We start from the raw sequence: 22,212 nt of genomic DNA, 5'->3' as shown, positions 1-22,212 counted from the left end.
GCCAGAACAGTGCCATTGGGCCAATGGTATTAACATCAGCCTAGTTCATCGACCTAACCAATAGATAACTCTTTTGCTCTTGATGTTGCACACGCCATTGCATTGGCGACAAGCTCATCGAGATCGCCATCTTGAAATGCCAATATTGCCTGTTCTGTTGTGCCCTTAGGGGAGGTCACTTGGTGGCGCAGGTTAGCCAAATTATGCTGACTTTTCATCGCCATAGATATTGCTCCCATTGCACTTTGAAGCACTGCTTTAGTGGCAGTTTCTTGTGGCAGCCCTTGTTCTACAGCCGCTTTTTCCATTGCTTCTAAAAATAAGAATAAATACGCTGGAGAGCTACCCGCCGCCGCCACTATGGTCGACATTTGGCTTTCTTCTGTTAACCATACCGTTTCACCAACAGCCCGCATGAGTTTTTCTGCTTGGGCAATATCATGTTTGTGAGTGTCGGGACTTGCGTATAATCCTGTTAATCCTTCACCAATGGCGGTCGGTAAGTTTGGCATGGCGCAAATGACTTTGGGTGAAAAATGTAATTTCTGGCGCAGTGTGGCATGTTTGACTCCTGCGGCAATTGAGATAACTAATTTACGGTTATCGTGCTGCATCACTTCACTTAATTGCTCACACACTACCGGTACAACAAAAGGTTTAACGGCAATAATGATGACATCTGCAAACGCAACTGCGGCGGTATTGTCTTGATGTACTTTTACATTGAATGTATCGATTAAGTCGTGTCGGGTGGTTTGACTTGGGGCGCATACTAGAATATTGGCACTGTTGTGACCTTGTTTCAGTAGGCCGCTGATAATAGCTCTGGCCATGTTGCCACCACCGATAAAGGCGATACAGGTATTGGGATCTAATGACTGATGTTGAACGATGGGAACCTCCGAAAGTGTCGCTAAAAAGAAAAGGCCATGCTTTCGCTTGGCCTTTTATCTGTGGTGCCGATTGGATTATGCGCGAACTTGACCTTCACCACTGACTAAGTATTTCTCAGTCGTGAGTGACTCAAGGCCCATTGGGCCGTAGGCATGTAATTTACTGGTCGCAATACCAATTTCTGCACCTAGACCGAGTTCGCTACCATCAGAAAAACGTGATGATGCATTTACCATCACGACTGAGGCATCCACTGTGCGTTGAAAACGCGTAGCCGTTAACTCATTTTGAGTACAAATCACTTCTGTGTGATGGCTACCAAAGCGACGAATATGATTAATCGCATGGTCAAAGTCAGTCACTTGGCGAATAGCAATTTCTAAATCTAAATACTCTTGGCCAAAATCATCATCGCTAATAACATTGGCATGCTCAAAGTATTGTTGGGCATTCTTGCTGACATTAATACGTACTTTATGTGCGGCAAGCTCGGCTGCTACTTTCGGTAAAAATGTGGCTGCTACGTCTTGATGTACCAGTAATCCCTCTAGGGCATTACATACGCCGGTGCGTTGGGTTTTACCATTCAGTAATAAAGACATTGCAATATCGAGGTCTGCGTCTTTATCGACATATAAGTGACAAACACCTTTAAAGTGTTGAATAACAGGGATTTTACTGTTATCTGTCACAAAGTTGATCAAACCTTCTCCACCGCGTGGAATAATCACGTCAATAAAGTCACGTTGCTGCATCAGCTCCAGCATTAAAGCGCGATCTGGGTCGGGTACAACTGTGATCAGTGCGGTAGGTAACTGATATACTTGCAACACATTTTGTAAGATAGAAGCAATGATTTTACTTGAATTAAGCGCTTCTTTACCACCACGCAATATCACAGCATTACCTGATTTAAAGCATAACGCACCGGCATCAGCGGTAACATTAGGGCGTGCTTCATAAATCATGCACACAACCCCTAAAGGCACGCGCATTTTTTGAATGTTAAGCCCATTAGGTCGCTGGCATATTTCGCGCACCATACCGACAGGATCGGGTAATGACGCAACGGTTTCGATGCCTGCCGCCATGGATTCAATACGATCAGGTGTCAGTGTCAATCTGTCTATCATCGCCGCGCCTAAGTCAGCTTTTTCGGCGTGTTCAAGATCTAATAAATTCGCTTTAATGATATCGTCGCTGTGTGCCCTAAGCGCACGAGCCATATCAAGTAAGATGGTGTTTTTAACTTTTTCATCTAATAGGGCTAGAGTTTGTGCAGCTGTTGCTGCGGCTTGCGATAAATCTTTAATTAAACTCATATGTGCTCCAAAATGGCGATGTTTTTGTCAGAGATCAGTGGGCCCGTTTTTTGTTGGGCGTTATTGGCAAATTCACGATCTTCCTGGTCTGCAATAAAATGTAATAAACAACTACTGTAGTTTGATTTGGCTTTTGCCAATTTAGTGCCATCGCCTTTGCGCACTAAAACAGTATCGCCGACGGAAAAGTTGCCTCTTACGGCCACTACATCGTCAGTGGTTAGTTGGGTATCATGTTCTTCAAGGTCCGCGCTAAAGTCATTGTCGACAATTAACTCACCTTGAATTTGTGAGGTATGCATCATCCAATGCAAGTGTTCTTGCATCGGTACATCATACGGGGTAAATAACGTGCCCGGATTCTGACCTTTTAAAAGTTGATTAAAGGTATCTGCGTCGAATCCATCGACAATCATGGTTTCAATTCCGTGAGAAATCGCTTTCTCTGCCGCTTCGATTTTAGTTTGCATCCCGCCAGTACCTACACTACTGGTCGCTCCGCCAGCCATTGCGTAGATTTCAGCATTAATCTCACTTACTTGCTTAATTAGTGTGGCATCTTCATGTAAATTAGGGTTTTTGTTATAAAGCCCTTTTACGTCAGAGCAAATAATTAACGCATCAGCATCTGCTGCAGCTGCCACCATGGCTGATAAATTATCATTATCACCCACACGTAATTTGGCTGCTGTGACAGCATCATTTTCGTTAATAATGGGCAGCAAGCCATTGTCTAACAGAGTAAAAATTGTATTTTTAATGCTGATATAACGGTCACGGTCGCGTAAATCACCATGGGTCAGTAATAGCTGCGCTGAAGGGAAGTCAAATAACTTATCCCAGGTCGCCATCATATCTGCCTGGCCTGCTGCAGCCATGGCTTTTTTAAGTGAAATACTTGGCTCTGCAGTTTCAGCAAATCGATGTTTACCAGCGGCAACTGAACCCGAAGATACCAAAACTACTTGGCACCCTTGAGCACGACAGGTCGCGATAAATTGGGCTATACCTAACAAATAATGGCTGCTACAACCTTGTTGATGGGGCGCAATTAATGCGCTTCCCACTTTAACCACAATCCGTTTCCAATGTGAAGTTGACATAGTATTGTTCTCCATTACTGTTGCTCGGTTAAAACACGATTCGCTTCATGGAAGGTATCGACTGTTTTATTACAAGGATCCGAGTCAAGAGCACTGGTAATCCAAATCACTACGCTACTAACAATAAAACCTGGGATCATTTCATAAATCACGCTGGTTAATGCTTTTCCGTCGCCAAGTACAGGAGCATATATCCAAAAGAGGACGGTAGCTGCACCCGAGACAATACCCGCAACAGCGGCTTTATGAGTAAGGTTTTGTTTATAAAGACTGAATAATACTAATGGACCGAACGCTGCACCAAATCCTGCCCAAGCATTACTCACTAACGATAAAATACTGTTAGAACGATCAAGTGCTAACAAACTCGCCACAATGGCTACGCCTGCTACACCATAACGGCCCATTTTAACCATTTCTTGTTCAGTTGATTCTTTCTTTGATACCACTCGATAGATATCTTCAGTTAGTGAGCTTGATGATACTAATAACTGTGAAGATATCGTGCTCATAATTGCGGCTAAAATAGCTGCCAATAAGAAACCACTGATTAGAGGGTTAAACAATAATTCTGAAAATATAATAAAGATGGTTTCAGGATCACTGACTTTCATATCAAATTTATTGGCATAAGCAATACCAACAAGACCTGTCGCCAGCGCACCAACGATAGTGACTGTCATCCAGCTCATGCCAATTCTGCGGGCAATTTTGATATCAGACACTGAACGGATAGCCATAAAACGCACAATAATATGCGGTTGGCCAAAATAACCTAATCCCCAAGAAAGACTAGAAATTAACCCGAGTATGGTGACATTTTGCATAGCATCAGAAAAGTGCGGAATCGACTGATAAGCGTAGTCCAACATTTTATCTGCACTACTAAACTCTTGGTAGGCAACAATAGGTACCAAAACCAAGGCAACAAACATAATACAGCCTTGAACAAAGTCAGTCATACTCACGGCTAAAAAACCACCTAGTAGGGTGTAAGAAACCACAACACCTAAGGTAACTATCAGACCAAGTTCATAATTTAAATCAAATGCCGAAACAAATAACTTTCCGCCAGCAACTAATCCTGCAGAGGTATATAAGGTAAAGAAGATGACAATGATAACCGCTGCGATAATCCGTATATGGCTATTAGGTGCATGAAAGCGTTTTGCAAAAAACTCTGGGATGGTCAACGAGTTGTCCGCTACTTCGGTATAAACCCTCAGTTTTGGCGCGACAATTAAATAATTAACCAGAGCACCAAGTAATAGGCCTATTGCAATATAGATGGTTTCAAAACCCACTAAGAACATTGCACCAGGCAAGCCCATAAGCATCCAACCACTCATATCCGATGCGCCAGCTGATAGTGCGGTAACTTGTGGGCTGACTTTTCGGCCACCCAAAATATAGCCAGATACATCGCTTGTTGATTGTTTATAAGCAAACAATCCAATGCCTAGCATTACCATGAAATAAATTGCTAATGAGACATAGGTTAGGTAATGCATGAATTATTTGCCTCCCAACGCTTTGTGATTTTGAATCCCTTCAGGTTTCAACATAACAAAGAGATAGGTGCTTAAAAGAGCGCACAAACATAATAATTGCGAAGCTTCTTTCAGCTTTAACGTCACTGTGTTCCACATATTCGTAATGAGATTTTCTTCGCTTAAAGTGCCTGTTGACATAATGTCCTCCTGGGTTAGAGCTAATCGGTTTATTGTTTAAGGATTTAAATTTAACAATAAAAAACCACCAAGATAGTTAGTGGTCTAATCATAATAGCATGATTAGACGTCAAATTTCCAATTGATTATCGGATAAGGCTACTTTAGAGGGTTTTATCTCGACTGTGCATGCTGTTATTGGCCATGCTATTTGAGCTGACAGGGCCATACTTGATGAGCTGGAGAGGGCTTTTTTACGATTGTTATTATTCAATCATGTAGCTGAATACTCTCATGAGAATATAAATTGTTGTAAATTATATTTTTTATTTATATGTAGGATCAGTTTTATTGTTTTAGGGCCATTTGATTGGCATATTAGAGTCTTTGATAGGGTGTTTAATCATCGAAATATTAATCGAATAATTATTTTTATATTTTATTTCAGCATCTTATGTTTTTTTTGATAGTTAATGTGTAACAAGTAAATAGACTTTTCATTATGTTTTATTGATTTACACACTTTTTATTGATGCATATAGAGGGTTAGGATAAATGGTAAAGCCATAACACTATTGTTATTGCCGACTATGATTTTTCATCTCAGTTAAAGTGACACGTTGTGTTATGGCGCGATTATCTAATCCATTACTCGATTCAATATGCACGTTCGCGCAGCGGATGTATCGATTAGTTCATCTTGCTAATAATTACAGCTCAAATGGTTTTTGTTCAAATTATTTTTGTGGTTGACAGTTTGTATCGCAAAGCCACTTTTAGCGTTAACGGCTCGATTTGCAATTGGGGTTGAGTTGATTATGTAAAGTAGTGGATACATTTTATCGAGGTTACTAGTGCCTGATTTTGCCAGTATCACCTTGTTAAACAATCTAAAATTCTTATTCAGTTTAGTCAGTCTTAGGCATTTATCTGATGTATTATTAACATAAGTTGCCCCAGTGATAGCGTTGATATTTGAAGAATGTGAGATCCAGGTTGCGCTTAAACACAATAATATTGTATTTAATTAGACGTTCGGTCTAATATGATTATTATGAACAATTTAAGCTTAGATATAATAATGAGTGCAGATATAAGTCCAAGCCAGAAACCCCGTCGTGGAAGGCCTCCTAAAGTGTCGCGTGATAATCCAGATACACGGGCTGAGCTTATTCGAAGTGGTCTCGAACAACTGACAGAACAAGGCTTTGCCTCATCGGGTATTGAACCGATTTTAAAAAAAGTGGGCGTCCCCAAAGGCTCCTTCTATCATTATTTTGCTAGTAAAGAAGCATTTGGTCAGGCGGTATTGAAAAATTATGCCGACTATTTTTTACATAAGCTGGAAATTCATTTACTGGACGAATCATTTTTGCCACTAAGGCGAATTAGGAATTTTGTCGACAATGCCAAAGCAGGCATGATCCGTTATGAATTTAAGCGTGGTTGTCTAGTGGGTAACTTAGGGCAAGAAGTTGGCGTATTACCAGAAAGTTTTAGGCCGCAAATTATTGAGATATTGGTGAGTTGGCAAGACTGTCTAGCTCGGTGTCTTAAAGAGGCGCAATTACATGGAGAGCTGGCAGAAAGTGCAAACTGTCAACTTTTAGCTGAAAACTTTTGGGTCGGTTGGGAAGGGGCTGTCAGTCGAGCAAAGTTGGTGCAACAGGCCACACCGCTGGATAATTACTGCGATCTTTTTATGGCTGCATTACCCAAGTAATTTTAGCTTAGCCACTCTATTTTAAGTTGGTACAAGTTCACTCAAAATGTATTCATTAATAGACGAGTAGTCTAAATTAGGAGAAGACAATGTTTCATGGCATGTTAATTGAAAAAGATGATCAAGGTTATCGTACTACAGTGAAAAGCATTGATGAAAATGTGCTTCCTGCAGGAGATGTAACGGTAAAAGTACTTTATAGCACGCTTAATTATAAAGATGCCCTCGCTATTACAGGCAAAGCACCTGTGGTGAGAACATTTCCTATGGTGCCTGGTATTGATTTAGTGGGCGTAGTCGAACATAGCGATAGTGATAAATTTGCCGCTGGTGATACGGTATTATTGAATGGTTTTGGTGTCGGTGAAACCCATTGTGGTGGTTTAGCCACTAAAGCACGTTTAAAAAGTGAATGGCTCATTCCACTACCAAGCGCATTTTCCCCGCAGCAAGCCATGGCGATTGGCACCGCAGGCTACACGGCAATGTTATGTGTAATGGCACTTGAGAAAAATGGTGTCACACCCGATAAGGGTGAAGTGTTAGTGACCGGTGCTAATGGCGGTGTCGGCAGTTTTGCTATCGCAATTTTGGCCAAGCTTGGGTATCAGGTAGTGGCATCTACCGGGCGGGTTGATCAAAGTGATTATTTGAAAAAGTTAGGCGCTAAAGACATTATTGATCGTGCCAGCTTATCAGAAGCTGGTCGACCTTTGGCTAAGGAGCGTTGGGCTGGGGCGGTAGATTCTGTTGGCAGTCATACATTAGCCAATGTGTGTGCCAGTACAAAATATGGTGGGACTGTGGCTGCATGTGGTTTAGCACAGGGGATGGATTTTCCAGCGAGTGTCGCGCCTTTCATTTTACGCTGTGTGACGTTAGCGGGTGTTGACAGTGTGATGCGACCGTTAGCCGATCGTATTGAAGCATGGCAACGTCTTGGTGAAATCCTTGATCCTGCCATTTTTGATGACATAGTTCATGAAATCAGTTTGATTGAGGCGATTGATGTCGCCAGTGACTTATTGGCAGGTAAGGTTCGCGGCCGTGTTGTTGTTGACGTAAATCGTTAACATTCATGTTTAATCAGTTAGCCTAAGTTGATGATCGATTAGCTCGCTAAATATTAAAAATGCGACTAAGTAGGGTTATTTTGTTTAAGATGAGCTAATATTGATTTGTGGTTTATTTTTGAACTATTATGTTTGTGAGATAGTATCAAGCAATCAGTAAATAAACGCTGATATTAAGATATTTTTAGTGTTGATATCAGCGTGATAAGGCCATTAAATACTTTAAATATTATAATCTTAACTCTTTTTTATTTTACGATTATTTTTATGATGACTGAACCGTAACAGTTCTTAATCATTATGGTTAACATGTCAAGGATGATGAAATATTTATGCGCGAGAACATTCTGCTACACAAGCAAGTGACAATATTTATTGTTGATGACGACGATGTAGATGTCCTTGGTATTGAAAGAGCCCTCAAGAAACTTAGAATCGCTAATCCCACCATACGCGCCAAAGATGGTATCGAAGCGCTAGAACTGCTTCGTAAAAAAGCCATTGCCAAACCTTATATTATTTTACTTGATATCAATATGCCTCGAATGGGCGGAATCGACTTTTTGAAAGAACTCCGTGCTGACGATGACCTATGCGGAAGTGTTGTCTTTATATTGACTACTTCAAGTGACGATCAAGATAAAATGTTAGCCTACAAAAAAAATGTTGCTGGATACATAGTCAAAAAACAAGTTGGCGAATCCTTTTTGAACATTGTTGATATGTTGGGGCATTATTGGCGTGTAGTGGAGTTGCCGTACAATGAATAACGTCGCTGCTAACCAAGAGTTACCAATCACGCTGTTAATTATCGATGACGACCTTGTGGATAGGAAATCAATTAGGCGTGCTTTAATGTCCAGTCATCGGCCTATTATTATAATAGAGGCCAAAACAGGCGCAGAAGGGATCGCTCAGTTCGAAAACAACATTGTTGATGTGCTCTTGATTGATTACCGGTTGCCAGATATTGACGGTTTAGCATTAATTAAAGTTCTATTAGCGCGAAAAAAAACAGACGCAACGATTATTATGGTGAGTCAGCATGAAGATGAAATTTTATCATTAAATGCACTCAATGTTGGCGCGCACGACTTCCTGTTAAAAACCGAGGTCAATTCCGAACGTTTAATGAGAACTATCCGTCAGGCGCAACATCGTCAGTTTCTTGAAGGCGTAGTGCGTGAGAAAAATAACGCATTAGAATGGCTAGCAAATAGAGATTCATTAACACAATTAATCAATCGTTATACTTTTGAGAAAACACTTAAAGATGCTTGTACTAGAGTTTTATTCACCGGTGATAACATCGCGCTTCTGTTTATCGATTTAGACAATTTTAAAAAAGTGAATGACACATTAGGCCATTTTACTGGGGATAAGCTGTTACAAAACGTAGCCACTAGATTAGCTTCAGTAATTAAAGACGGTGATTGTTTAGCGCGTCTTGGCGGTGACGAATTCGTTATTTTGGCGAATAATATTGATTCAGAGCAACAAACATTCGCCATTGCCACTCAAGTTATTGATGCATTGACCCCTCCTTTACAAGTCGGAAATACGGCTTTTTCGATAACAGCCAGTATTGGTATTTCTATGTTAGGTGAGTTTGCCTCTTCACCTGAAGCAATGATGAAGTGTGCTGATATTGCCATGTATAAAGCTAAGCAGAACGGTCGAAATCACTTCTGTTTGTATACCGATATTCTTCATCAAGAAACACAGAGCAACGCCATTCTTGAAGAAGAAATGTCTTATGCGCTGCAATTGGAGCAGTTCGTAGTTTATTACCAACCTCAAATTTGTACAAAAACGAAAAAAGTTAAAGGGGTTGAGGCACTGATCCGTTGGGATCATCCTACCCGAGGTGTTTTAGCGCCAGGCGTATTTCTTGATATGGCTGAAGAATTAAACTTAATTAGTGAGATCGGTCAGTGGGTATTACAAACGGCTTGTAATCAATTAAAGCAATGGCAGTTGCAATATAACCTCTTAGACGAAGAGCTGACCATATCGGTCAATTTGTCTGCCTTACAATTACAAGATGTGCGATTGCTCAGTTTAGTTTCTCATGCCTTAGAATCGAGTCAATTATCACCATGTTGTTTAGAGCTAGAAATTACTGAAAGCTCGATTATTCATAGCCCTGAAAACATAGTTGAAAGGCTCCATGAGCTGACCAGAAAAAATGTAAAATTAGCTTTGGATGACTTTGGTACCGGCTATTCATCGATTAAACATTTACACCTGTTTCCTATTCATTCTTTAAAAGTGGATAAGAGTTTTATTGCTGCCTATAAGCAAAAAAAATCCCAAGATAAAGTGCTTGAAGCCATGATTAACTTTGCTAAATACCTTGGACTATGTGTGATTGCCGAAGGGGTAGAAACTGCAGAGCAGCTTGATTTTTGCCAATCTCAAGGCTGCGATTTGATACAAGGTTATTATTATTCTAAACCGATTTGCGCCGCAGATTTTGAAGCTAAATATTTAGCCATATAGTGAGTGAACTGCATATTTGGTAATGAAACACTATTGAGATAATTATGTTAAAGCAAATACCTTTGTTAAATCGTATTAAACCGCATTCATCGGCAATCACTTTTGTATTTGCGGCAGTGTTAATGCTGATTATTTGTCATTTTGTTTATTGGCAAGAAGTCGGCTCGATACAGCGTGAAATTGATACCGTCGCGCGCGCGAAAGCCGACATACTTAGAGAACACATAGATAACTTAAAACGTGAAACTTTATTCCTATCTAAACTGCCTGATGTAAAAGGCATTGCATCACTTGCTCACCAACCAGTATTAGACACTGAACAGCAAGCCCAATTTAATACCCATATTGCTCACTTAAAAGACGTATTTAAATATTATATTCAAAGTATTCCTGAGCTAGAACAAGCGCGTTTTATTGATAGTAAAACGGGCTTTGAGACGATTCGAGTAGAACGAATGAAAGGTAGCGTAATCGCGTTACCTGATTCATCTTTACAACAAAAAAGTGATAGAGATTATTTTATTGAAGCTCAAAAATTACAAGAGGGTGATGTATACGTATCGCCTTTTAATCTCAATCAAGAAAATGGCTCACTTGTCTTCCCTTACTTACCGGTAATGCGGGTGAGTACATTAGTTTTTTCTCAAGCGAAACCGCAAAAAGAATCGATTGGGCAAATCGTGATTAATGTGTCTGCTGAAGTACTATTTTCTCAACTAGATATCACCAGCACTTACTCAAATATTAATATCTATTTAGTCAATGATGCTGGTGATTACTTACTTCATCCAGATAAGACGAAAACCTTTGGCTTTGATATTGGTCAACGATACACACTAGAAGACGATTTTACTGATGTTGGTGACGGTATGTACCTCACCAAGGATGACAGTGATTTTTTTAGTTGGCTTAAGGTATTATTTTTTTCTGAGGAGAATGTTTACTTAGATAGCACCAATACACAGCGAAAAGTGGTGGTGCTTGCGGTGGCAAATAATCACCTAGCAATAACCAAAACACTCACGGTGATTTTTTGGTATTGGGTCATTATTGGCATTTTAATACTGCTATTGAAGAACACAAAAAATGAAGTCGCATTAAAGGCTAAGCAACAACACCTCAATACTGTTTTGACTATGGAGCAAGAACTAAACTCAATATTAAGCCATGCCCCTAATGGTATTATGGTGGTTAATCGACAAGGTATTATCACCCTCGCCAATACTCAAGTTGAACGTATTTTTGGCTACTCTCAAGGTGAGTTGTTAGGCCAATCGATGAATGTACTATTACCGGCAAGGTTTTGTCATGTACACCCTAATTTTATGCAAGCGTTTTTCTCTGCACCTGAAACTAAATTAATGGGCGGCGGTCGAGAATTATATGGCTTACACAAAACCGCCAAAGAAGTACCGCTTGAGATAGGTTTGAGTGTTATTGAATATAAGGGTGAGTTACAAGCTATTTGCGGTATTGTTGACATCACATTGAGAAGGCAATTAGAGCATTTGTTTGAGATGGTTGTAGATACCTTACCCAATGCGGTTTTGCTGGTTGATTATAATGGCGTTATTGAGTTAGTTAATAAACAGACTGAGAGGCTGTTTGGTTATTCAAGAGACGATCTCTTAGGTAACAATATTGCTATGCTGGTGCCTGAGTCTTTTCGTGAACAGCATTTAGCCTGGCGACAATCGTTCTTTATTGCCGCAGGTGAAGAGATTGATACCGAACGCTATTATATTAGTGGTTTATGCAAAGATGGCACTATATTCCCGTTATCCATTGGGTTATGCACTATTGAAACGCATAAAGGTAAAAAACTGCTTTCATCTATTGTTGATTTAACGGATAGCGAACTCGAAGCAAGCGCATTAAAAAAGGTCACCGAAAATTTAGACCGCACCAGTAAAATGGCTGGCATTGGTGGCTGGGAGCTCGATTTAATCACCAACGAGTTGTTTTATTCTGAAGAGACCTATCGTATTCATGGCTTGCCATTGGGTTCTAAATTATCTCTAGACGAAGCAATTGCATTTTATACGCCAGATTCACAACCGATTATCCGCAAAACCCTTATAGAAGCCATTGAAATGGGGAAAGATTGGAATGTTGAGGTGCGTTTTACTAATGCTGCCAATAAGCTCATATGGGTCAAGGTTGCGGGCACTATAGAGTATGAAAATGGTAAAGCCGTTAGGCTTGCAGGAACCATGCAAGATATTTCAGAACGCAAATATTTCATTGAGGAACTTTCCAGAAGTAATACCGAACTGGATAACTTTGCCTACGTTGCCTCGCATGATCTTAAATCGCCTTTACGCGGCATTGATCAATTAGCCAGCTGGTTAGAAGAAGATTTAAAAGACAAATTAGAAGATGAAGATGCTGAGCATTTACGCTTAATGCGTGGTCGTATTAGCCGGATGGAAAAACTGTTAGATGACTTACTCTCCTATTCAAGAGCGGGCAAAAAAGGCGATGTTATTCATTCAATTAATATAAAGTCTGTGGTCGAAAATGTGTTTGATTTATGCAATACCAAAAATGCCTTTTCGCTGGAGTTTGAGTCCGCGACAACCGACATAACGACTGCTAGTGTGCCACTTGAGCAAGTGATAAGAAACCTGATTAATAATGCGATTAAACATCATGACACCGGAAAAGGCACTGTATATGTATCTATGGTGGTGAACGCTCCTTTTTATGAATTTGTGGTTAGAGATGATGGCCCAGGGATACTTGATGAGTTCTCTGAGAAAATATTTACCATGTTCACCACCTTAAAACCTCGAGATGAAGTGGAAGGCAGTGGCATGGGATTAGCGATTGTGAAAAAGATAGTGGTCGCCATGGGGGGCGAAATTAGCTTAGATACGAGTGTGCAAAAGGGCGCTTGTTTCAAGTTTACTTGGCCAATGGAAATACAAAACTTGATGCCTAACTCCAGAGATGTCGAGTAGTGTTAATTTTGCCATCGTATGGATCATTCTTGAAAAAAGATTTTATAGGCGCCTCAGCACTTTAGTTTAGCACTTTAGCTCAGCTTTTTAGTTCAGCAACTTAGCTTGGCACCTGATTGGTAAGCTAAATTCCGCTGTAAATCGCCACATAAACTGAAATGTTTAGCCCCTACGGATAACTCAACAGTTAGCGTATCTGTTGAGTCTTTTGGAGGCGATGTTTGGTTAATTTATAAAGTTGTTTATTTGGGTGTCACTATTTATCGCTTATACGCTTAATAATGAAATAAGTGATAGTGAAGCGTCATCTGTAAGAAAGTCCATTTAATTTCAATGCGCATCAGCGACTATGCAAGATGCATAAAGACGATAGCGTCATTTCACGGTAAACTATGTAGATTGTAGAGACAGCTTTTTGAGGTCATGAGAAAACATGGTAGAACTGCAGCAAAATAATCCACTTCACGGTTTAAAATCAGAAACGATGATTTCTGAGTTAGTGGCATTTTATGATTGGAAAATTTTATACGCCGCGTTGCGTTTAGAATGTTTCAACACTAATCCCAATATAGAAGCTTGTGTTAAGTTTCTTAAAAAAACCGAATGGGCCAGAGAACGCGTTGAAAATTTTTATTTGTATCGTTTTAAGCGTATGCCAAAAGGTAACTCTGCACAATTTGAACTAAAACCCCGAGAACGTGGCTTTGCTGACGGTATTTTACCACGCAAACCGCAACCTTTAACGGTTGAGTTAGTCGCAGAAATGAAAGCCAAAGCAACCGCCGATTATGAACAAATGAAGCATAATCAAAGTCGTTCATATGCTTCTCCGTCATCAGTTTCATATTCATCATCGAGTCGTTCAAATGACAGCGATGCAGCGACACAGCGTAGTAATAAAAATAAGCCTCAGCCGACATTTGATCCAAACAATCCGTGGAATAAATAACGGCTCGATTAATCTCATGTCCATACTAACGCAACCCAAAGATAATCATAATATTTTTGGGTTGCGTTTTTTATTGGGCATAAATTATATCTTAGTTAGCGATATAGCGTTCAGTGCCTTTCTAAGATTAGGTTGGCTATTTTTGTCAAGGTGTAGACACGCGACACAATGATTGCTTAAATAGAAATGCATGTCTTTGTTGTAATTAACTACGGCGCATTCGTATCAAGGTAACTGGGGTTATGTTGGTCGTGCTGTTAGCTTAATTTGAGGCATAAGGGATTAAGTACCTCACCCATTTTGCTATTAGCATTGGGATACAACAGGATAATAATAATGAAACTGAATAAAACCTTACTCGCCATGGGTATCGCATCTAGCGTGGTTATTGTTGGTTGCGGTGACGACACTCAATACGGTAAAACACCTCAAGTCACACCTGAGCCTGAAGCCGCTCCTCTACTGCAAGCTTTTGCTCCTAATGGCACTTTAAAAGCGCAAATTCGTCGTACCCAATATGGGGTGCCGCACATTACCGCTGACAATTTAGAAAGTCTTGGTTTCGGTAACGGTTATGCCCAAGCGCAGGATAATTTATGCGTGATGGCGGATGGATTTATCAAAGCCAATTCAGAACGGTCGATGTACTTTGGTCCTCATGCATCGCTTGATTTTACAACAGGTCTTCCGACCAGTGAAGACAACGGTAACCTCATTTCCGACTTTGCATATAAAGCGTTAAAAATACGACAGCTTGCTGAAAACCAATATTCGCAGTTTAGTTATAATTCGCGAGCACTAATGGAAGGGTTTAGTGCTGGATATAATCAATATCTTAGCGACATAGAAGCCGGGACTCAAACCGGCGAGCCATTTTGCGCCGGTCAGCCGTGGGTTAAACCCATTACCGGTGTTGATGTGGCCAGCTATTTATTTTCTATCGCATTATTACCTGGTGCGGCAAACTTTTTAGATTTGATTTTTTATGCTAACCCCGGTGATGGCCAAGAATATTTACCGCGTATAGTGGGGCCGGCACCGTCTGCAGCACAGACCGCGTTTGTACATGATATGAACAACACCTTAATTGCCCGTGCAGCAAACATTACCACTCCAGAAACGAATCCTCGTAATTTGGGATCTAATGGTTGGGGATTAGGCAAAGACAAAACCGAAAATGGCAAAGGTATGGTGTTGGGTAATCCACATTTTCCGCATACTGGTAATTTACGCTTTTGGCAGTCACATTTAACCATACCAGGACAAATGGATGTGATGGGCGGTTCGTTAGTCGGCATGCCAGGGTTGGTTAACATAGGCTTTAACAAAGATGTTGCTTGGACGCATACCTTTTCTACCGCCGAACACTTTGTAATGTATAATCTTGAGTTAGTTTCAGGTGATAGATTGCAATATTTGTATGACGGGTCGCCATTGCCGATCACCAAAGAAACGGTTTCGATATTAGTTAATGGCGGCGCGGCAGGCATGCTGGTGGCGGAAAAAGATATTTATACCACAGCTAAAGGTCCAATGGTTGAAGCGCCGCCCACATTAGCGCCGTTTGGGTGGGATGATGGCCAAGCTTTCTTTATTCAAGATGCCAATATGGCCAACAAGGATCCGATTGATCATTGGTTAGCCATGAACCTCGCTAGCAATAAAGATGAATTTCAACAAGCGTTTAAAAATTATGATGGGGTAATATTCAATAACACCATGTATGCCGATAAAGAAGGTAATGCATTTTATATTGATGATTCTACTGTGCCGGGTTTTTCTGATTTAATGATCGATATTATTAGAACCACCCCAGCGATTGTTGCGGCTAAAGCACAGGCAGGATTTACTATTTTACCTGGTAATACCTCCGCATTTAGTTTTAGCGAGCCTATGCCTTACGAGCGTGCGCCTAAGCTTGAGCGAAGTGACTTTGTACAAAATTCAAATAACTCATTTTGGTCGACCAACCTTGCCGCTCCTTTAGAAAACTTCTCTCCTTTATACGGACCAGAACGAGGCCCATTGTCGCTCCGCACTCGCATGGGGTTAACCTTAATGAATGATGCCGCGGGTGATGACGGGAAATTTAATATTGACGAATTAGAAGCTGCTTTGTTATCTAACCGCGCCTATCTCGCTGAAATAGTGTTAACTGATTTAATTAGCCAATGTGATCAACAAGGTTCTACGCCTGTGATGGTGAGTGCAACATTGTCTAAAGATATCTCAGCATCGTGTGCAGCATTAAAAGCCTGGAACGGTAAACAAGATAATGACAGTAAAGGGGGAGCGTTAATTCGTGAGTTTGCCCATCAATTTGATCAAAATACTATGTTAACTGAGCCGTTTGATTATATGAGCGCCGCAAGCACACCTAATAAGCTTAATACTGATGGCAGCGCATTAATGGCTTTAGCCCATGCTGCGTTGAATCTCGAAGCGGCAGGCTTTGCTGTTGATGCTGCATTAGGGGACGTGCAATTTGTTGAAAAGTCACTCCCTGATGGCAGTGCTTCTGGGGTTAAGTTACCTTGGCCTGGTAGTCATAATGCTGAGGGGGGATTCAACGTATTTTCAACCAGCTTATCTGGTGATGACACCTTAATCCCTCAACATAAATACGCACCAGTATTAGATGTTGTGACAGGTAAAGCGACAGCATCAGGATTAACCGCACAAGGATATCAAGTGCGTTATGGTTCAAGTTGGATGATGACCGTCAGCTTTACTGATGATGGTCCTAAAGCAAAAGGTATTTTGACTTATTCGGAATCGAGTAACGTACTAAGCCCGAGCTTTTCTGATCAGAGTGAATTGTATTCTACACAAAAGCAGTTACGTCCATTGTTATTCACTGAGGCAGAGATCCAAGCATCACTTGAATCCACTACAGAGCTGACCTACCAACGAAATTAGTAGTGGTCAGACCAAATAAACCAACCTGTTAGTTGCAGGTTGGTTTTCCATCAACAATTAACTAAGTTTGTGATTAAAATCAATAAAGCTATCAAATTAGCCCCATTCTGTGCCGCTTTTAGATTATCAACCCCTACTTTGGTATAAGAAGACCTAGCTTGACCTATTCTTGTAACTACAACAAACTCACAACTAAATATTATTATAATTAATGGGATAACAAAACAATGTTGATTTTTCTTATTTGTATTGGCGTGCTGCTGCTTGCATACAAGTTTTATAGTCCGTTTGTAGAACGACAAGCTGGTATTGACCCTAACGCAAAAACCCCCCAAGCGCGTTTTGAAGATGGTGTTGACTATGTTCCTGTTCATCCAGCGAAAGCGTTTTTAATTCAATTTCTTAATATTGCCGGAGTTGGACCGATATTCGGCCCCATTTTAGGTGCGTTGTACGGCCCTATTGCACTGGTGTGGATTGTGCTGGGTAATATACTGGGTGGTGCAGTACACGATTATTTTTCTGGCGTAATGAGCATTAAGGAAGACGGTAAAAGCTTACCTGAAATTGCAGGGCATTATTTTAACATCTACTTTAAAGCGGCCATGTTGATCTTTACCGCTATGCTGCTGTTCTTTGTTGGCGTGGTGTTTATCATGAGCCCAGCAGGTTTGCTGAGTAACTTAGATTATTTTAAAGATACTATTTTTGCTAATAATACCTTTTGGGTATTAGTTATTTTAGCTTACTACTTCTTCGCAACATTACTGCCGATAGACAAAATTATTACTAAGCTTTATCCTTTTTTTGGCGCGCTAATGATAGTGATGACAACCTCTATTGCAGTGGCGTTATTAATCCATGCGCCACAACTTCCAGAATTTGGCGATGTGTTTGCTTACTTTAATCACAGCCACTACAACAATGATTTATTAGAGCCTAATCCAGACGGTTTACCTGTATGGCCATTATTGTTTGTCACCATTACTTGTGGTGCCATCAGTGGTTTCCATTCAACGCAAGCTCCGATTATGGCCCGTTGTTTAACCAACGAAAAGTATGTTCGTCCAGTGTATTATGGCGCCATGGTTGCTGAAGGTATTGTTGCTTGTGTATGGGCAACAGCGGGTATTGCTGCATTCCCTGGTGGTTATGTTGAGCTAAAAGCTATTCTTGCTCAAGGTGGCCCGGGTATGGTGGTTAACCAAGTCGCAACCACTTACTTAGGTGTTATAGGTGGTATTATGGCGGTTATCGCGGTTGCTGTATTCCCTATTACATCTGGTGATACTGCATTTAGATCGTTACGTCTAACCATTATCGATGCGTTTAAAATTCCACAAAGCATGACTAACCGTCTGTTAGTTGCGGTACCTGTGTTAATTATCGCTTACTTTATGACCAAAATTGACTTTACGTTAATTTGGCGTTACTTCGCATTCTCTAATATGTTGTTATCTACCAGCGTATTGTGGCTAGCGACTAAGTATCTGTTTGATCGCGGCGCGTTCCATTGGATTGTTAGTCTGCCTGCTATTATCGGTACTTGTGTGACTCTGTCGTACATTTTAACCGCCGGTATTGGCTTAGGTTTTCCACAAGAGATGAGCCAGCCAGCCGGTATCGTGGTGGGGGTAGTGTGTCTTATTGCTCTGATTATTGCGCACAATAAGCGTAAAGTGACTCCTGCTGCATAATTTTTACAGCGTTAATTCATTCAAAGGGCTGCTTAATGCAGCCCTTTTTATTGTTCAGCTAAAAATCGATGTGATTAGTGACCCACACGATCAAGCTTTTGTATCAGTTCCATCTTAATACTATTGGGTGTTTGACTGTGCCAGTAGCCACTGACGTAAGCAAATAGCGGTAACATAAACATAGTGGTCAGCAACACTATTAATATCCCTCTGGCGGATAGCTGAATACCATTACGAGTACTAAATTGTAGAGCTTGTTTTTTTGGACAAGCTGATACACAACGCATACAGGCTTGGCACTCGTCGGAGCGAATATTTTTTTGAGTATGCACTGATATATTAGCAGGGCATGCGCGAGTACATTTATCGCAACTCATGCCTTTGGCATCAATTAAACAATGTTGAGTATCGCGGCGTATTTTGAATGGGCTTAAAAAACTGACAATACCTAACAGTGCGCCATAGGGGCAAATATAACGGCAAAAACCTTGGCGACGCCATGCTGCTAAGGCAAAGATAATACTAAAACCTATTAGTGCCACTATGGATGGCATCATAAAAAACACAGCCATTTTTAAGTCAGCTACTTTGTGATAATTGCCCTCTAAGTAGTGTGGAATACTTGCCGATGGCATAGAAATGACCAAATAAATCAGCGCTGCGAGTAGCAAATACTTGACCATTCTCAGTGGCCAGTCAATCCATGCTGGTGGTAATAGTTCAGCATGAATAACACGCTTTCTGAGTTTATACAGGTATTCACCAGCAAGTCCCAGCGGGCAAGCCCAGCCACAAAAAGCGCGTTTGCACACCACACCGGTAAGTAGTACGACACAGAGCATCACTACAGCCGCGGGGTGATTTTGATCCCACAGGCCTAAGGTTAAAATTGCTTTAAGTTCTATGCCGCCAGCAATAGGTAAAAATGCATCACCGATATCGGGTCGCATTAACCAAGGTGTTTCTCCTGCATATAATAAGCCTGCGTTGATGGCATATTGCACCCCGACTAATAACATCGCCAGGGCAAAAAAATGTTGGCAAATTTCACGTACTTGATTGGGTCTACCTTCAGCATTAGCAAATGCAGGTTGGTATTGCCCTACTGCGGTGACGATTAATACTGACACGAGCAATAGGAGCAATAATGGCCAAAAAAAACTGGCTAAGGTGGCACCAAGTAATAATGCTCCGCTAGCGAGTGCCCCCCATTTTTTGCCACTCCAATACAGTAGGCTAGTGCTATACACTAGGGCTAGCATTAAGGTGATTGATTCAATTGTGCTCATTATCCAATGCCTGTGCTGTGGTTCTCTCGGTTAATAATGATAAAACCTCAGCATTCAAGCGAATGTGAGTTGGGTCGCCAAACTTAATAATAGTTTTCTAAATATATGATCTATATTGATTTGTTCTATTTATGTAAACATTGTTAAGTCTTGTGTTAATTAGCTTGTTTCAATTGATTGTCATTAACCTGTCTTATTTTTTCGTTAACGTATTAAGATGATTTTGTGACAGTAAAAAGTGGCTAATGGCTAGGTTTTCATTTGAGCATTCCTTCGAGATAGACACCTTAAAGCGCTTGATTGCTCAGCATCAGCAGCAATTTCGCCATCAGTCCTTGGCAGATTTATATTACCGTGGTGAAAAATTGTCGGTTACAGCCATTGAGCTAGGTCAACAGAAACAGCCATGTCCTACGGTATTGTTTGTTGGCGGGGTCCATGGGGTTGAGCGTATCGGTGCCCAAGTGATTTTGGCCTTTTTAGACAGCTTACTCAATCGGTTACCATGGGATACTCACTTACAGCAATTATTGCAACACGTGCGCTTAGCCTTTGTCCCCGTGGTGAATCCGGTTGGCTTTTTGCGTGGCAGCCGAGGCAATGGTAACAATGTTGATTTAATGCGTAATGCTCCCATTGATTCAGATGAAGACGTGACCTTTCTCGTCGGCGGTCAGCGACTTTCGCCGCGTTTGCCTTGGTATCGAGGGCAAAATGGTATGGAGCTAGAAACCCATGCGTTAGTGAGCTATGTGCAACAATTACAGCAAGACAGCAGCAGTGTTATGGTGCTCGATGCTCACTCAGGTTTTGGTTTACAGGATCATTTGTGGTTTCCACATGCGCATACTCGACAACCCTTTGAAGGCATAGGTTATATTTATCAGTTAATGCAGTTGTTCGAAAAAGGCTATCCGCATCACAGCCATTATCAGTTAGCACCTCAAAGCCATTTCTATCGTACCCACGGTGATATTTGGGATTATTTGGTGGCGAGTAATGTCAGCGGGAAACCGTTTATTCCGTTAACCTTAGAAATGGGCTCGTGGGCTTGGGTACGTAAAAATCCACGTCAGCTATTTAACTTCTCTGGTTATTTTAATCCGCAAAAAACACATCGGCATCAACGTATTTTACGCCGTCACCTGGTATTAATGCAGTTCATTATAGATGCAGCTTATGCGCAAATTATTGAACAAATAAACCCCCAACAACTGACACAATTGACTCAACAAGCTAAGCGCTTCTGGTCTAAAAAGGCTAAGTGAGGATAAACGATGACCACCTTAGTGTTACTCAGAGGCTTAATGCGCGACAGCCGCCATTGGTATGGTTTTGACCAGCGTTTAAACCAGCAAGGGCTCAATGTCATTTGTGTTGACTTGCCTGGTAATGGCCTATTAGTCAATCAACCTAGCCCAGGTAAGATGCAAGACAATTGCGAGGCGGTGTGGCAACAAATTGATGCCGCTTTGCTCAAGCAGGCCATGCGGCCAAGCCAAGTTAAGTTGGTCTTGGTGGGATTATCTATGGGCGGTATGTTGGCGCTAACCATGGCGGCGCAGTGTCGCTCAAGAATTCAGCATGTGGTGTTAATTAACAGCAGTGCGGCCAACTTGTCGCCTTGGTATTATCGGTTTCAATGTGTCGGCTTAGTGACCTCTATAACGCATGTTTTGCTGAGTTTTTTGCGCTCTGGTTTAGCGAGCTCTCAGCAAGCCAACACAGGCAAAGGTCACTGGTTAGAAGCGATTGTCGTTGATTTTACCAGCAGGCATTTTAGTCACAACATTGAAGTGATTAATGCTTGGAGTTTACTGAGATTGCAATGCCATACATCATTTATCAATGGACTAAGGCAATTGTACGCCTCGGCCCGTTTTCATAGTCCTGAATTGAATAACATACCGGTCAGCGTGATAGTCGCCAATCAAGATAAGTTAGCTCACCCCAAATGCAGCGAACAGTTAGCGCTATTTTATCAAACACAGTTACATAAAATGGATGATTGCGGCCATGATGCCAGTCTCGATCAGCCACTGAAATTACAACAAGTATTACTGGATATTATTCGTTAGAAGTCATTTATTAGGGCTTATCAAATCGTG

16 protein-coding genes are annotated in these 22,212 nt (G+C 41.1%); 10 read left to right on the top strand and 6 right to left on the bottom strand.

Annotated elements, in window-relative coordinates:
- Positions 1 to 53: 53 nt before the first annotated feature.
- The 5 genes from proC to H5164_RS05195 form a co-directional block, all read right to left on the bottom strand.
- Entirely contained in the window at positions 54 to 893 is an 840-nt protein-coding gene (proC, locus tag H5164_RS05215) for a pyrroline-5-carboxylate reductase (RefSeq protein ID WP_182755256.1), read from the bottom strand.
- A 75-nt stretch (positions 894 to 968) separates the two neighbouring features.
- On the bottom strand, positions 969 to 2,216 hold the full coding sequence (locus tag H5164_RS05210) for a glutamate-5-semialdehyde dehydrogenase (RefSeq protein ID WP_182697533.1): 1,248 nt from the start codon (positions 2,214 to 2,216) through the stop codon (positions 969 to 971).
- Positions 2,213 to 3,319, bottom strand: coding sequence for a glutamate 5-kinase (proB, locus tag H5164_RS05205; protein WP_124015505.1), 1,107 nt, complete (start codon positions 3,317 to 3,319; stop codon positions 2,213 to 2,215). The genes H5164_RS05210 and proB overlap by 4 nt, the downstream gene beginning before the upstream one ends.
- 14 nt (positions 3,320 to 3,333) lie before the next feature.
- Positions 3,334 to 4,830, bottom strand: coding sequence for a sodium/proline symporter PutP (gene putP, locus H5164_RS05200; RefSeq protein ID WP_124015506.1), 1,497 nt, complete (start codon positions 4,828 to 4,830; stop codon positions 3,334 to 3,336).
- Positions 4,831 to 4,833: 3 nt separating this feature from the next.
- The gene (locus H5164_RS05195; RefSeq protein ID WP_165870053.1) at positions 4,834 to 5,010 is read right to left on the bottom strand and encodes a hypothetical protein; all 177 of its coding nucleotides are present in this window, start codon (positions 5,008 to 5,010) and stop codon (positions 4,834 to 4,836) included.
- 1,060 nt (positions 5,011 to 6,070) lie between these two features.
- Here H5164_RS05195 and H5164_RS05190 point away from each other — a divergent pair.
- The 8 genes from H5164_RS05190 (at position 6,071) to H5164_RS05155 (ending at position 18,815) form a co-directional block, all read left to right on the top strand.
- Entirely contained in the window at positions 6,071 to 6,712 is a 642-nt protein-coding gene (locus H5164_RS05190) for a TetR/AcrR family transcriptional regulator (protein ID WP_259395604.1), read from the top strand.
- An 89-nt stretch (positions 6,713 to 6,801) separates the two neighbouring features.
- Positions 6,802 to 7,785, top strand: coding sequence for an MDR family oxidoreductase (locus tag H5164_RS05185; protein ID WP_182697530.1), 984 nt, complete (start codon positions 6,802 to 6,804; stop codon positions 7,783 to 7,785).
- Positions 7,786 to 8,117: 332 nt separating this feature from the next.
- A complete protein-coding gene (locus tag H5164_RS05180) occupies positions 8,118 to 8,555 on the top strand; it encodes a response regulator (RefSeq protein ID WP_124015509.1) in 438 nt (145 codons plus the stop codon).
- Entirely contained in the window at positions 8,548 to 10,287 is a 1,740-nt protein-coding gene (locus H5164_RS05175; protein WP_182697529.1) for a bifunctional diguanylate cyclase/phosphodiesterase, read from the top strand. The genes H5164_RS05180 and H5164_RS05175 overlap by 8 nt, the downstream gene beginning before the upstream one ends.
- 44 nt (positions 10,288 to 10,331) lie before the next feature.
- Positions 10,332 to 13,250 (top strand): PAS domain S-box protein, encoded by a 2,919-nt coding sequence (locus H5164_RS05170; protein ID WP_182755087.1) that lies wholly within the window; start codon positions 10,332 to 10,334, stop codon positions 13,248 to 13,250.
- 433 nt (positions 13,251 to 13,683) lie between these two features.
- Positions 13,684 to 14,199 (top strand): VF530 family protein, encoded by a 516-nt coding sequence (locus tag H5164_RS05165; RefSeq protein ID WP_124015512.1) that lies wholly within the window; start codon positions 13,684 to 13,686, stop codon positions 14,197 to 14,199.
- Positions 14,200 to 14,535: 336 nt separating this feature from the next.
- Positions 14,536 to 17,118, top strand: a complete 2,583-nt coding sequence (locus H5164_RS05160; RefSeq protein ID WP_124015513.1) for an acylase — start codon at positions 14,536 to 14,538, stop codon at positions 17,116 to 17,118.
- Positions 17,119 to 17,345: 227 nt separating this feature from the next.
- Positions 17,346 to 18,815: a carbon starvation protein A gene (locus H5164_RS05155; protein ID WP_124015514.1), complete on the top strand. Its 1,470-nt coding sequence runs from the start codon at positions 17,346 to 17,348 to the stop codon at positions 18,813 to 18,815.
- Between the two features lie 74 nt (positions 18,816 to 18,889).
- On the opposite strand, the gene H5164_RS05150 is transcribed toward H5164_RS05155, so the two are convergent.
- Positions 18,890 to 20,104, bottom strand: coding sequence for a 4Fe-4S binding protein (locus H5164_RS05150; RefSeq protein WP_182755085.1), 1,215 nt, complete (start codon positions 20,102 to 20,104; stop codon positions 18,890 to 18,892).
- A gap of 245 nt (positions 20,105 to 20,349) precedes the next feature.
- On the opposite strand from H5164_RS05150, the gene H5164_RS05145 reads away from it, so the two are divergent.
- Positions 20,350 to 21,372, top strand: coding sequence for a DUF2817 domain-containing protein (locus tag H5164_RS05145; RefSeq protein ID WP_182755083.1), 1,023 nt, complete (start codon positions 20,350 to 20,352; stop codon positions 21,370 to 21,372).
- 9 nt (positions 21,373 to 21,381) lie between these two features.
- Positions 21,382 to 22,182, top strand: coding sequence for an alpha/beta fold hydrolase (locus H5164_RS05140; RefSeq protein ID WP_182755081.1), 801 nt, complete (start codon positions 21,382 to 21,384; stop codon positions 22,180 to 22,182).
- The last annotated feature ends 30 nt before the right edge of the window (positions 22,183 to 22,212 follow it).

Source organism: Shewanella sp. SG41-3 (assembly GCF_014164545.1).
GTDB classification, from domain to species: Bacteria; Pseudomonadota; Gammaproteobacteria; order Enterobacterales; family Shewanellaceae; genus Shewanella; species Shewanella vesiculosa.
The sequence above is the reverse complement of the archived record's forward strand: the minus strand, read 5'-3'. Positions and strand labels throughout refer to the sequence as shown.

Bases quoted from the DNA above. Each gene is read 5' to 3' on its own strand.
- H5164_RS05160 (WP_124015513.1), top strand. From the start codon at position 14,536: ATGAAACTGAATAAAACCTTACTCGCCATGGGTATCGCATCTAGCGTG.
- H5164_RS05150 (WP_182755085.1), bottom strand. From the start codon at position 20,104: ATGAGCACAATTGAATCAATCACCTTAATGCTAGCCCTAGTGTATAGC.
- H5164_RS05170 (WP_182755087.1), top strand. From the start codon at position 10,332: ATGTTAAAGCAAATACCTTTGTTAAATCGTATTAAACCGCATTCATCG.
- H5164_RS05210 (WP_182697533.1), bottom strand. From the start codon at position 2,216: ATGAGTTTAATTAAAGATTTATCGCAAGCCGCAGCAACAGCTGCACAA.
- putP (WP_124015506.1), bottom strand. From the start codon at position 4,830: ATGCATTACCTAACCTATGTCTCATTAGCAATTTATTTCATGGTAATG.
- H5164_RS05185 (WP_182697530.1), top strand. From the start codon at position 6,802: ATGTTTCATGGCATGTTAATTGAAAAAGATGATCAAGGTTATCGTACT.
- H5164_RS05180 (WP_124015509.1), top strand. From the start codon at position 8,118: ATGCGCGAGAACATTCTGCTACACAAGCAAGTGACAATATTTATTGTT.
- H5164_RS05190 (WP_259395604.1), top strand. From the start codon at position 6,071: ATGAGTGCAGATATAAGTCCAAGCCAGAAACCCCGTCGTGGAAGGCCT.
- H5164_RS05145 (WP_182755083.1), top strand. From the start codon at position 20,350: ATGGCTAGGTTTTCATTTGAGCATTCCTTCGAGATAGACACCTTAAAG.
- proB (WP_124015505.1), bottom strand. From the start codon at position 3,319: ATGTCAACTTCACATTGGAAACGGATTGTGGTTAAAGTGGGAAGCGCA.
- H5164_RS05195 (WP_165870053.1), bottom strand. From the start codon at position 5,010: ATGTCAACAGGCACTTTAAGCGAAGAAAATCTCATTACGAATATGTGG.
- H5164_RS05140 (WP_182755081.1), top strand. From the start codon at position 21,382: ATGACCACCTTAGTGTTACTCAGAGGCTTAATGCGCGACAGCCGCCAT.
- H5164_RS05175 (WP_182697529.1), top strand. From the start codon at position 8,548: ATGAATAACGTCGCTGCTAACCAAGAGTTACCAATCACGCTGTTAATT.
- H5164_RS05155 (WP_124015514.1), top strand. From the start codon at position 17,346: ATGTTGATTTTTCTTATTTGTATTGGCGTGCTGCTGCTTGCATACAAG.
- H5164_RS05165 (WP_124015512.1), top strand. From the start codon at position 13,684: ATGGTAGAACTGCAGCAAAATAATCCACTTCACGGTTTAAAATCAGAA.